Origin of the sequence: Rufibacter hautae (assembly GCF_008271695.1) — a bacterium.
GTDB classification, from domain to species: Bacteria; Bacteroidota; Bacteroidia; order Cytophagales; family Hymenobacteraceae; genus Nibribacter; species Nibribacter hautae.
Genome location: NZ_VKKY01000001.1, coordinates 664,431 through 676,494, shown reverse-complemented (window position 1 = coordinate 676,494; position 12,064 = coordinate 664,431). Strand labels below are relative to the sequence as shown.

Below are 12,064 nucleotides of genomic sequence, written 5' to 3'. Positions count from 1 at the left end.
GGACGCCTTCGCCTCGGGCGGGTCCAAGAAGTCCCCCACCACGGATGCTATCGCCGGGACCACGGACGACGCGATCTACCGCTCGAACCGGTTCGGGACGGGCTTCTCCTACAACATCCCCGTCAAGGGTGGGGAGTACCAGGTGGTGCTGCACTTCGCCGACCTGTACTGGACGGCGGCCGGCAAGCGGGTGTTCGACGTGAGCATCGAGGGGACGAAGGTGCTCAGCGCCTACGACATCGTGGGCAGGGCGGGGGCGGCCAAGACGGCCGCCACGGAGACCTTCACGGTGACCGTCACCGACGGCACGCTCAACATCGCCTTCGCCCGCCTTGTGGACAACGCCCTGGTCTCCGCCGTGGAGGTTATAGCAACCGGCGGAATAGGTACTAGTAGTATCGCTTCATCTTCTAGCAAAGTGGTATTAGAGCCTTCCTCTCCTAAAAATCTTGAGGCGAATGTTCATCCAAATCCTTTTGATGAGAATATTTATTTGCATCTCAACTCAGAAAAAGAAGGTGAAGAGTATGAAGTAAAGGTGTATGATGTTTTAGGGAATACCTTTTATAAAGAATCTTTCAAGCCTAAATTTATGGGTGAAAACGAGTTTAAGATTTCATTGCAAGACGCTCAATTAAGCCCTGGTGTTTACTTACTTTATGTCGTAAGTAAAGACAAAAGCTTCAGTAGAATGTTCAAGGTCCTGAAAAAGCCTTGATAGATAGTTAGGTTAATTTATTGCTTAAATAGTGTAGTGCCCTCATGGTTGCAAACTGGAAGCCTAAAATAGATGAGAAGTAAATTTCATGATAATTAAATTGGTTGTTAAATAAATCGGTGCATGAAGATTTTGCACCGATTTATTTTTGCCCTTTAAAAGGAAATGCTTTTATGTGATTATTTTTAATTATATGTGCGTTGCTGCGTTTGGTGCCAGTTGAATTTTGTATTAATAAGGTATGTATATAGGAATATGAAGTAAGTAGAATATGTGTGTAATGTTATGTTGTGTTTTGAATTAATTTTTTGTACTATAGTGTATTAACTCCTAAGTATATTTTGGGATATTATTTGGGATTTTTAGGAAGAACGGCCGTTTTAGGGCTTGTTTTTGATAAAATAAATTGAAGTATTATTTAATATTTTATAAATATATGTTGTTCTAGTTTGTTGAACTGTTTCATAGTCTTAAAGTAGCTTAGCTTCAAATTGTATATGTGAATTGTTTGGGCTTGTAGGGTAGAGTTATTGTTTAATAGAATTTGGAGATTGTAAGAACTTTATTGGTTCTGAAGAGGCAAGTTTCTTGAGTGGTATAAAGGTTTTAGATTCTAAATAGGTATGTATAATAAAGATACAGTTACTGGCCCTTCTTTTTCTTTTTACAACCGCTTTTTTAGATTAGTTTGGCAACTAACAGCCACCTTGTTCTTTACCTATTCTCCTAAACAACTGCATGGCTGGAGGTCTTTTCTGTTAAGGTTGTTTGGCGCTAAAGTGGGAAGAGGTGTACATGTTTATCCTAAAGTAAAGATTTGGGCCCCTTGGAATCTTCAATTAGAAGACCAATGCGGGATAGCCAATGGAGTTATTCTATATTCTCAGGGCAAAATCATCATAGGGAGAAGGGCGGTTGTTTCTCAAGGAGCACATCTGTGTACAGGAACCCATGATTATACAGAGTTGGGTTTTCCTTTGGTCACCAAACCGATACAGGTGGGTGACTTTGCCTGGGTTGCCGCAGAGGCATTTGTACATCCTGGGGTAACCATAGGAGAAGGATGTGTTATTGGGGCTAGAGCCGTTGTGACAAAGGATATGCCGGCCTGGATGGTTTGCTCAGGTCATCCGTGCAAACCCATCAAAGACAGGATGGAAGAGAAGATACAGAAAGAGAGGTTCTTAGAGCCTGTTTCTTGATGATAGTTTTACAACAGTAGCTTTCTTTTTATAGAGTTTGATTGAAATGGCACGTAAACTTGATCTTACAATTGCTATCCCAGTAAAAAACGAAGAAAGAAATTTACCTGATTGCTTAAAAGCTATCGGGCAAAATCTGGCACAGCACGTTGTGATTATTGACTCAGGAAGCACAGACAGCACGAAAGAAATTGCAAAAGCCTACGGAATAGAAGTCATAGATTTTTCTTGGGATGGTAGATACCCTAAAAAGCGTAATTGGTTTTTGAGAAACCATACTCCTAAAACCAAATGGGTTCTTTTTCTGGATGCTGATGAATATCTGACCGAGGATTTCAAATCTGAGCTTAGAGTTGCTCTAAATGACAATGATAAGGTAGGTTACTGGCTTAATTATTCGGTCTATTTTTTAGGAAAGCAGCTAAAAGGAGGCTACCCATTAAAGAAGCTGGCCTTGTTTCAGGTTGGTGCTGGTGAATACGAGCAGATTGATGAAGATAAATGGACACAGCTGGATATGGAGGTGCATGAGCATCCCATTCTACAAGGAAAAGTAGGTGTTATTAAAAGTAAAATAGACCACCAAGACTTTAGAGGAATATCAAATTTTGTGATAAAGCATAATGATTATGCAGAATGGGAAGCTGCCCGTTTTCTGAAATCTTTTACCAATTCTTCTTGGGTGGCTACCTTGACTTGGAAACAGCGGGTTAAATATCAATTGATGCAAAGTGTCTTAATTGGTCCTGTTTTCTTTATGGGGAGTTACATCTTTTTAGGTGGTTTCAAAGACGGTGCAAGAGGCTTTGCATATGCTATTCTAAAGATGTCTTATTTTATGCAGATCTATTGTAAATTAAAGGAGAATATGAGAAAGGAGCACTTGGTAAAACAGGTTGATACCCTAAGTAATGATTCCATTCTCCCAGATAGATTGATCTCTTTAGGTGAAAATTGAATTTTCTTCTCTGTATCTAAAATTACTGCTGCTATTCAATTAGGTTTAAGGGCTGTTTTAATAAAATAGGCGTCTTTTTAAATACTCACCACAGATTTTAAAGTTGGTTTGTTAAACGGGATATAAGTTGTGAAAAAAAGAATTTTGCTCATAAGTTATAATTTCAAACCAGAACCAACTGGTATCGGGAAATATTGTGGAGAGCAAATCCATTGGCTGGCAAATAGAGGGTATGATTGTACAGTTGTCACCACTTACCCGTATTATCCTTACTGGAAGGTGCAGGAACCTTACTACCATAAGAGGTTCAGGTTTTCTTCAGAAGTCCAGCAATTTGAATCTGGAGGTAAGATCAGGACCTTACGATGTCCTATCTACGTGCCCGCAAATCCGTCAGGTCTAAAGAGAATTATCCTGGACTTTACCTTTCTCTTATCGGCTGGTTTAAGAGTGCTTGGTTTGGTTTTCTCTCAAAAGTTTGATGTAGTTATTACAGTAGCCCCTTCCTTTCTGATTGGGTTTCTGGGGGTACTATATAAGGGGTTGAGAGGAGCAAAGCTTTTGTATCATATACAAGACCTGCAAATTGAAGCGGCCAGAGATTTGCAGATGATCCAAAACAAAAGAGTGATAGAGATACTGTTTAAACTGGAGAAAGCTATTTTCAACAGAAGTGATGTGGTGAGCAGTATTTCAGAAAGTATGGTAGACAGAATCCAGAGCAAAGCAGAGAAGCACGTGTTTCTGCACCCAAACTGGACCGATACTTCTCAATTCTATCCCATCAAAGATCAAGAGAGCCTGAAAGAATTGTTTGGGTTTAAGTCCACAGACAAGGTAATCCTGTATTCTGGAGCTATAGGAGAGAAGCAAGGCTTAGAAGCCATCATCCAGGCTGCAGACAGATTCAGAAATCAGGAAAACTGGAAATTTGTTATCTGCGGTTCAGGGCCTTACAAGGCACGGCTTATTGACTTGGCAGAACGCTTAGACCTGCAGAACTTGATTTTCTTTCCCTTACAGCCTTTTGAGAAGTTCAACCAGTTCTTGAATATGGCCGACCTGCATTTAGTTATACAGAAAGGTATTGCCAGTGATTTGGTCATGCCTTCAAAACTGACTACTATATTGGCCGTTGGTGGCTTGGCGTTGATCACCGCTAACCCCGGAACTGGTTTGTATGCGCTTGTGCATAAGCATAACATGGGTATTCTTGTGGAAGCTGAAAACCAGGAGGCCTTGAATACTGGAATTTGGAATGCTTTAGTTGGTGCCAGTAATGAAAGTATCAAGTCTGCGGCTTGCGCTTATGCAGAAAAGTATCTTTCAATTGAAAGCATCATGCAATCCTTTGAAGAACATGTGTTTTCAACTTCCATGAATTCTATGCTTAAAGGAGCAGATAAATTGGCCCGCAATGAAAAAGACTTCGTGGAGGTGAATGGTTAGGCCAGATAATAGATTCACAGATGTTACCTGTTTTTACCTTCGTTTTAAGAAAATAGCTTAAAAAGGCAAAAGCTGGCAATGGTACTAGGTTGAAGGAATCGGCTCTCTTAAAGCAAAGGTTGGTTAACTAGAAAGTTTAGTCTACCTTTTTCTCCCTACTATGATTGTTTTAGTGCTTCCCACACCCTCAATGCATGAGGCTTGATGGCAAAAAATGCCTCGTAAGTAGTTCTTGCATTACTTCTCATTTGGCCTCTCTCTTCTTCTGATAAATCCGTCCAGGTGCTTAGCAGCTCTTTTGTGCCTTCCTGTGTGTCTTTTGCTAACAAGCCGCCTCCAGTCTGGGCAATTTCTCTCCAAATGTTTACTTGATCAGAGATTAAAACGGGTTTGCTGCAAGCAAGTGCCTCTGCCACGGCAATGCCAAAATTCTCTTGATGGCTTGGCAAGATAAAAGCCTCACAACCATAAAAAGCCCCCCATTTGGTTTCGCCGGTCAACATGCCAGGAAAGTAGATAGATCTATTTCCCAGCAGGGTAGTTTCTTCGGCTTGTTTCTGTAGCGTTTTTCCGTAAGGTGTATCCAAACCTGGGCCAGCAATTACCAGGGCTGGCCATTCCCTGGTAATTGCAAGTGTGCTGTTGGGAGATGAATCATTTGCTTCGGCTAACTCAGGAACCGGTTTATGGAGGTGGTGGCGCATGGTCAACTCAGCATAAGCCTTAAGGAGAAGATCAATGCCTTTTTTTTCATGTATGCGGCTTAGAAAGAGGAGGTAAGGACGGGTCCGCAAGTCAGGGCAAAGCGCAAAGAAAGATTCCTCCATGCTTGAGGTAAGTTGGGGTGGCTCTGGGATACCATATCCTACGTTTATTTCCCTTTTTGGAAAATAAGGCGTAAAAGGCTCGCGTGCCAGGCTAAGCTCTGCCTCGCAGGTAAATAGAACTCCTGCCGCTTCATTGATGATACGGCCTTCAATGAGTTTCCAATAAACCCAGTTCCTAAGGGCCTTTAGTTTCCTGCCTGCCGCTTTCTGAAAATAAGGATCAAGCATTCCATGGGGCATGACAAAAAAGCCAGGGAGTTTGTGGCCTCCGGGTTTTGTGGCCGTTGTTTTCAGTCTCAACTTATTCAAGGCACTCCTCACGGCATAACCATGATGAAGCCAAAGGCCGTGCACAATGACCGCATCAAACCGGGGAAGGTTTTCAAGGAGCCAAGGGGATAGTTTTGGGGAGTAGTTCCATGGTCCTTTGCCCGGGCCCAAGGCATGGATGGTAAACTCATCCTTGCCCAGAAACGCCGCCTCGGGAGAATCTAAACAAACTACCTCATTTGATACTCCCAGCTTTTCAAGTTCAGGAATGGAATTCCGGATTCCTTGGCAGGGACCGCCACTTGCAGGATTCATACTCCCAATTACTCGTAAAATCTTCATCAGGGATCAGTTATTAGTTGTTCTCCACCTATTAATCAAGCCTTCTGTTCTGGTGGGATACTTTGGGTCTTAGCCTGCCTCACTAAGGCCATTGCCTGAAAAATATTCGTTAAATAAACATTCTTCCTTCTAAGCTTCCAGGAGGAGAAATCAAGGAAGGAGGTAAGGCCTTCAAACACATACAAGTTGAGGTTCTTTCTGCTTAATTCCGTGAAGCTCCAGGTAAGCGTTTATCATATGTTTTCTTGAAAACCGGCTGCAATTGTCAAGGCCTCGCTGCACCAAATCTGATAAGATGGAAGAATCATCCAAGGAGAGGAGAGCCACCGAAAACTCATCTGCTTTGTTTGGGTCACAATGGAGACCGGCACCACCGCTCACCTCAGGCATAGGTTCTGTATTGCTAGCGATCACAGGAGCACCGCAAGCCTGCGCTTCAATAACCGGCCAGCCAAACCCCTCAGAGTAAGAGGGGAAAACAAAAGCCTGGCAGGTATTGTACAGTGCCTCTAAGGTGGCATGGGTAGGATTGACGATGGAGAAAACCCTTTCTTGTAAACCAAGCCGATGCGCATGCTCCCTTAAGGCTGGGTCAAGGGGTTTAGCGGCTAAGCAGATGTTACCTTTCCAGTTGTCTCCAAGCTCGGAGACCATGTCAAGCAGCAATTTTCGGTTTTTCCGGGGATGCGCAGAACCTACATGAAGAATGAAAGGAGCATCAAGGGGAAGGCCACTTTTCTTCAACCTTTCAAAGGCTACATCGGGAGGGATTTGTTTGAAGTCGGCATTGAATGCATTGTAGATTATCCGCCAATCTCTCTCTTCCGGCTTTTCAGCTGAAGTGATCTCCCTTAATTGCGTAAGTGTTAGTTCGGAGACACACGCAACGGAAACCGCGGAACTTAGGTGCTTATGAATCCATTTCTGTAAAATCTTCCCGAAAAAGGACACGGCAACATGAGTGCCTGGGTAGCCTTTTGCTGCCCTGATGGCAATCACATCATGACAGGTGATACTGGTTTTAGAAGAAGGCAGGAATTGCAGATAAGGGGCATTGGAATGATCGCAAATGTGAAATCGGACTTCCTTGTTTTTTGCCTTGATCTGAAATACCCGCCACTGCAGCAGAAGACAGAAGAGAATATATTTATCCAGATACCCCATCCATTTCCCTAATCCAGAAGTGGTGTTCTTGAAGAATACCCCAAAAAAGACGACTGGCCGCCAAATCTCAGAGGCATGCCCGGCCTCCTGAAAGCCATGGTACAGCATCTGGGCAAACCTTTCCATGCTCTCCTGCCTATCCCGGGGGTAATTGCCTATCAATATGAACTTAGCCATATTCTTCTAGTTAAGGTGAGTGCTGGCTTCTTTTATAGCCAACTTGGAGTAAGTCTTTACTATCCAGAGCAGCCAAGAATAAACATGCTCCCTTTTATGGGGCTCTTAAGGAAGGAGAGCTTTGCTTTTTGAAGGCCTAAGGGAGGCTATCATCAAACCTCCGATAAGGGTAGAGAAGCCGAGGGCAGAAGGCTGGGCCCACTGCCCCTGGGGTACGATCAATAAGCCGAAGCTCAAAAGCATCCAAGGCAGTAAGTCTCCTGCCACCAACTTTCTATAGGCAGCTATCGCGATTTTAAGTGAAAACCCCAATCTGATCAGAATAACAGCCAAGCCCAAGAAAAGCCCTAACTCTCCAATTAATCTTCCCCATTCCCCTTCTGAGATCAGGAAGGTTTTGCTTCCTGAAAGAAGCATACTTCCTACGTTGGTGCCCATTCCAACCCCATACCCAAAGAAGGGTAGATCTTGATTGTCTTTGAAGGAGCCAATCAGGCCACCCAAATACCGGTCTAGCAATACGCCTTCCAAGCCATCTTCATTGGTTGTAGCAAGCTCAAAGCGGGTGGTGAATGCCACTGTGGCTGTTTCAAAAAAGCTGGTCTGGCTTAGCAACAAGAGGGTGATGCCAATACCAATACTGGCAAGGACAAACTTGCCTGCATATTTAGGTTTGCGTGAAACCGCTGTAATGGCAAAAATCAGACTTACCCCAATCTGAAAAAATAAGCCTCGGCTGATAGAAAGCGGAATAGCAGCAAGAAGAGCAGAGGTAGCCCCAATCAAAATGAGTTTATTTATCTTATCGGTATTGAACCAGAAGTAAATAATAAAGGAGGCCACAAAGCCGTAAAAGAGGGTGAGTCCGTTGGTAAACGAGAAAGTGCCCGGTGGCCGGAGATACCCTAATGCGCCGCTAAAGCCCGCACCCGCTACATCTCCTCCCACGCCTCTGTTTACCCAGGCCGTTTGTGGGCTATAAAACTGTAAAGCAATCAAAAACGCCATGGGAATGGCCATCCACAGAGTCACTTTCCCAATTTTAATCACATCGTCCTGGTTGAAGAGCCGTCCAATGGCAAACATCATTGGAAAATGCAGCAGGAAAATACGGGCTCCGTACAAGGCGACCATCATATTTCCATGACCCAGAAAGGTAGCGGTGAATATGCTAGTAATGCCAATCAGCACGGGGACAATCAAGTAAGGGTGAAAGGGAAACAGGCCCCGGTGCAGGGTCTTTGCCACTATCAGAAGCGCAATAGGATCCCGAACAATCAACAGGGGAGTTGCCAAACCCGGGAACACCCATTTACGAATGGCACCTTCAAAGATGAGCAGAATGAAGTAAAGCCATATTGCCTTCTTCAGCAGTTGGTCTGATGCTGGCAACGCCGGGTTTGCTCTAAAGGGAAGGCTCTCTAGGGTTGCAGCCTGGGTATCTAGAAGGCCCCGCGGATTTCTGGTATAAGCACGCATATTGCTGAGATAAACCTAATTGTAATTCAAGACTGCCTTAGCCAGTTCTCTGCCGTAAACCTCCCAAGGTCGTTTGCGAGCGGTTTCCATGGCTGCCCTCCCCGCAGATTGGATGGTGTTTGGGTGCCCGATGAGTTTTTCAATAGATGCTCTTAGGGCATCTGCAGAACCTGCCGCCACCAGCCAGCCAGAATGATCATGGGTGATAAGATCAGGGCCAGCCGTTCTTTCAGTGGTGATAACTGGGGTACCCTGAGACATGGCTTCTGAAATTACCAGACCAAACCCTTCGAAAAGAGAGGGGAAAACAAGGGCGTCTTGGGTGCGCATAAGGGACAAGACATCTGGATGCGATAAACTGGGAATCCAGCGGTGTTTTGCCAAAGCGGCATCTAACGCAGGGCAGTTTGTGCTGGGTTTTCGCCCTACAATGGTCAATTCCACATGCTTTTCTAGAGGGGCCACGGCGGCAAACAAATCAGCGATGCCCTTCCGCTGGGAAAGTCCACCTACAAACAGCAACTTCAACCGTTTGCTTCCGGAGCCAGAGCGATAATCCCTGCCGTTTACGACTGGAGGAAAACCGTAGGGGATGATTTCTATGGGGGCGAGAGGGCCAGGATAGTCTTGTAACGTTTTGGCGGTAAATTGGCTGGCTACAAAAATCCGGTCGGCCAACCGTAGTTCTTCGTCTTTTCGGGCAAGCTTTTCTTCTGAGTCCTGAAGGCCTTTTAGGGTAGAGGCCCATTCAGGTTTTTGGAGCCGCTCGTTTTCCAACAGTCTTCTGGCGGTTCTCCAATACCCAATGGGCAGATCGTATAGGCAGTGGAGGTGTAGGTTCTTTGCCTTTTTAAACGAATCCAAAGCCCCGTCTTCAAAGGCATAGACCGCCTTTGCTCCCTTTTTCAGGCCGGAGGTTATTTTGGACGCTACGTGGTTATCAAATTTGCGGTAAACCGAATCAATGCAGAACGGGCCGGTCTCGTGTTGCGTGAAAGGAGAAAGACCTGCCTTTGTAGCCAGAAGCCGACCTGCTTCCATCCACGGCCAGGTTTTGGTGACCGTTTTCAAGCTGAGGTCAAACCGTCTTCTTCGTATTTCCTTCAATGGGCCAATTCCGCCAACGCTATCCAAGGCACTCCCGGGAAAAGAAGCGATAGAGGTTCTGAATTCAGAAAGCATGCCCGCTTCCTGAAAGCCGAGCGCCGCTGCCCGTACGTTTGCATTACCTGTTGGATGGGATAGAATAACCACGGGACCTGAGCGCTAATTAGGGGTTAAATTCAGTTTCAATGCTTCCTTCCATCTCTGCACGACCGCAGGGGCGGAAAACTTTTCAGCGTAGAGCCGTTTCTGGGTTTCTTTTGAGATTTTGCCTGCCGCAAGATCGGCTGCGAACAGCTCCACCGATTTCTTGATCTGTTGATAATCTGAACTTGCCGGGATCACTCTGGTTGAAACAGGATCACAGGCAATATCAGGAACCCCGCCACGGTCTGTCGCTAACCAGGGAGTGCCGGCACTCATCACTTCCAAAAGGCTTATTGGCAATCCCTCGGGGTGCACGGAAAGCAGCAAAAAGCCATCCAGTAAACTCAAGACCTTTTTAAGTTCTGTTACACCAGAGAAAGGGCCGTGGTACCGCACTCTTGGGAAATTTTCAAAGTAGGAGAACGGATAGGCTTCTCCTTTTCCCCATATATGAAATTCAACATCCCCTAAAGCAGGTTCTTCACTTAGCTTGCACAACAGGTCAATGCCTTTTTCCGGAATCAGGCGGCCATAGTAGCCTAGTTTTATCTTTCCGTTTTTGGCCAGCGGAAGCGGTTCTACCTTAATCTCCCGGGATAGGCAAGGGATAGTGTCAATGGTCCGGCTTAAAGCGGCCGACATCTCCATGGCATTCCTGTTCGAGCAGGCGATCACGGTATCGGCTTTCTTGAGGGTGCTTACATACTGGTTTCCCCAAGTGGCCTGGTCTTCTTTGTCTCCCGCAGTATGATGGTGGTGAACCCAGGTTCCTTTTATTCTCAACAGTTTAGGTAAAACACCAATGCTTTCTCCCTGACCGTTGGTGTAAAGGGCATCATACTGGTTAGACTTCAATTTAAGAGCCACGGAGACCAGCCAGATGAGTCTTTCTGCCGAAGATTTGTTCTGGCCCAGAAAAACGTTCCGGCATTTGGCACGGTATAGTTCCTCAGTGGCTGGAGGTATCCTGGAGTTTAGGACAATCAGGTCAATGATGACAGACTTGTCGCTCATTTTCTGGCAGAATTCAAGAAGATGGCTTTCTATTCCGCCGGTGGGTAAAAGCTGAGTGGAATAAACAACTATCTTTTTCATGGTCCTCCTATTATTGCCCCTTCTCTAAAAGAGCTATGAGTTAATATGCTCAAGGGCTCTTTCACTGAAAACCCTTTTCATTTGCTCGTTCGCTAACCCTGATGTACACGCCGCCTTAACACCCATTCTGTAAAGCCGAGCCATCAATGAAGCCCTCTGCTTTATTTTCTGGAGTTCTGCCGTATCTGGGCTTTGCATGACATTGCCTCCCATAGCCACAGACTTAGTTACAATGGAAGAAAGAAACTCTTTCTTTTTGGTCAAGGCTGCCAGGTTGACAACTGGTTTGGAGAAGGAGTCAGCGGCCAGCACCTCTTCATAGGAAACAATATCCAGGAACTCTGCTACGGTGGCCAACCTTGGGTCTGAAGGATTAGGATGGATCAGCATCACATTAGCGCCCATTCCAAGGCAGGGCAATGCGCAATGTATTTTGGTGGTTACCACCAGGGCTGCCCTGCAATATCTTTCAAGAAGCGAATTCATGTGGGGTTCTGATTTTTGCATGAATTCCTGGATGGTTCCGCTTACATCTGGCGGGTCATGGGAAACCCTAACCATAGAAGTGCCTAGCAAACCCTCTAACTTCTGTTTTACCTTCTCAGGAATGGGGTGGTCAATGTTGTCAACGAGCAGAACTTCGCCTTTCCCGGTGGTATTAATGGGGGCTCTTTTAGCGGTGGTGATTGTTAAGCAACTGGAGTAGTAAGCGGGAATGCCCCATCCCAGAAACAGTTTCAGGGTTTTCGCATCCCGGCACCCAATGGGGGCATGTTTCTTGAAATGGTCTCTGACTTTTCTATTTGATAATAATTCTGATTGGGCAATGTGAACAGAAACGTAGACCGGTTGTATGTTCTCTGGAGGAGGAAACTTGTCAAAGGAATGCATGTACCAGCCATTGGCCACCAGTAGCCCCGGTTCTGCAGCATCAATTTCTGCCATAGCTTCTCGGTTTACCACCAAAGCATTTGTAGGTAAGAAATTCTTAGCCACCATGCCTTGTAAGACATCTCCAATATTATTCCTGAGGTCTCCCTCAATCTGGTAGTAATACTTCATAAGGAATAATTTATAAAAGGATAGAATTTGATATAAGTAAGAACTTACTTCTATGGATAGAATAGGGGAA

General features: G+C 45.2%; 10 protein-coding genes. 4 read left to right on the top strand and 6 right to left on the bottom strand.

The features are described 5' to 3' along the window. The 4 genes from FOA19_RS23265 to FOA19_RS02660 all read left to right on the top strand — a co-directional run. A partial coding sequence (locus tag FOA19_RS23265) for a malectin domain-containing carbohydrate-binding protein (protein WP_190300263.1) occupies window positions 1-718 on the top strand: 718 nt, incomplete at its 5' end. A gap of 623 nt (window positions 719-1,341) precedes the next feature. After that, complete coding sequence (locus tag FOA19_RS02670) at window positions 1,342-1,920, top strand: WcaF family extracellular polysaccharide biosynthesis acetyltransferase (RefSeq protein ID WP_149089246.1); 579 nt, start codon at window positions 1,342-1,344, stop codon at window positions 1,918-1,920. A 46-nt stretch (window positions 1,921-1,966) separates the two neighbouring features. Continuing rightward, entirely contained in the window at window positions 1,967-2,878 is a 912-nt protein-coding gene (locus FOA19_RS02665) for a glycosyltransferase family 2 protein (RefSeq protein ID WP_149089245.1), read from the top strand. Window positions 2,879-3,007: 129 nt separating this feature from the next. Then, a complete protein-coding gene (locus tag FOA19_RS02660) occupies window positions 3,008-4,327 on the top strand; it encodes a WcaI family glycosyltransferase (protein WP_149089244.1) in 1,320 nt (439 codons plus the stop codon). A 158-nt stretch (window positions 4,328-4,485) separates the two neighbouring features. Here FOA19_RS02660 and FOA19_RS02655 read toward each other — a convergent pair whose 3' ends face one another. The 6 genes from FOA19_RS02655 to FOA19_RS02630 all read right to left on the bottom strand — a co-directional run bounded on the left by FOA19_RS02655 (window position 4,486) and on the right by FOA19_RS02630 (window position 11,994). Continuing rightward, window positions 4,486-5,766 carry a glycosyltransferase gene (locus FOA19_RS02655; protein WP_149089243.1) on the bottom strand — a complete coding sequence of 427 codons (1,281 nt, stop codon included), beginning with the start codon at window positions 5,764-5,766 and terminating at the stop codon, window positions 4,486-4,488. Window positions 5,767-5,937: 171 nt separating this feature from the next. Continuing rightward, window positions 5,938-7,056: a glycosyltransferase family 4 protein gene (locus FOA19_RS02650; protein WP_223808703.1), complete on the bottom strand. Its 1,119-nt coding sequence runs from the start codon at window positions 7,054-7,056 to the stop codon at window positions 5,938-5,940. 156 nt (window positions 7,057-7,212) lie between these two features. Then, a complete protein-coding gene (locus tag FOA19_RS02645; RefSeq protein ID WP_223808702.1) occupies window positions 7,213-8,586 on the bottom strand; it encodes a hypothetical protein in 1,374 nt (457 codons plus the stop codon). A 15-nt stretch (window positions 8,587-8,601) separates the two neighbouring features. After that, a complete protein-coding gene (locus FOA19_RS02640) occupies window positions 8,602-9,768 on the bottom strand; it encodes a glycosyltransferase family 4 protein (RefSeq protein WP_149089241.1) in 1,167 nt (388 codons plus the stop codon). A gap of 84 nt (window positions 9,769-9,852) precedes the next feature. Then, entirely contained in the window at window positions 9,853-10,932 is a 1,080-nt protein-coding gene (locus FOA19_RS02635; RefSeq protein WP_149089240.1) for a glycosyltransferase family 4 protein, read from the bottom strand. A gap of 33 nt (window positions 10,933-10,965) precedes the next feature. After that, window positions 10,966-11,994 (bottom strand): polysaccharide pyruvyl transferase family protein, encoded by a 1,029-nt coding sequence (locus FOA19_RS02630; RefSeq protein WP_149089239.1) that lies wholly within the window; start codon window positions 11,992-11,994, stop codon window positions 10,966-10,968. Window positions 11,995-12,064 lie beyond the last annotated feature (70 nt).

Bases quoted from the DNA above. Each gene is read 5' to 3' on its own strand.
- FOA19_RS02670 (WP_149089246.1), top strand. From the start codon at position 1,342: ATGTATAATAAAGATACAGTTACTGGCCCTTCTTTTTCTTTTTACAAC.
- FOA19_RS02665 (WP_149089245.1), top strand. From the start codon at position 1,967: ATGGCACGTAAACTTGATCTTACAATTGCTATCCCAGTAAAAAACGAA.
- FOA19_RS02655 (WP_149089243.1), bottom strand. From the start codon at position 5,766: ATGAAGATTTTACGAGTAATTGGGAGTATGAATCCTGCAAGTGGCGGT.
- FOA19_RS02650 (WP_223808703.1), bottom strand. From the start codon at position 7,056: ATGGAAAGGTTTGCCCAGATGCTGTACCATGGCTTTCAGGAGGCCGGG.
- FOA19_RS02645 (WP_223808702.1), bottom strand. From the start codon at position 8,586: ATGCGTGCTTATACCAGAAATCCGCGGGGCCTTCTAGATACCCAGGCT.
- FOA19_RS02640 (WP_149089241.1), bottom strand. From the start codon at position 9,768: ATGCTTTCTGAATTCAGAACCTCTATCGCTTCTTTTCCCGGGAGTGCC.
- FOA19_RS02635 (WP_149089240.1), bottom strand. From the start codon at position 10,932: ATGAAAAAGATAGTTGTTTATTCCACTCAGCTTTTACCCACCGGCGGA.
- FOA19_RS02630 (WP_149089239.1), bottom strand. From the start codon at position 11,994: ATGAAGTATTACTACCAGATTGAGGGAGACCTCAGGAATAATATTGGA.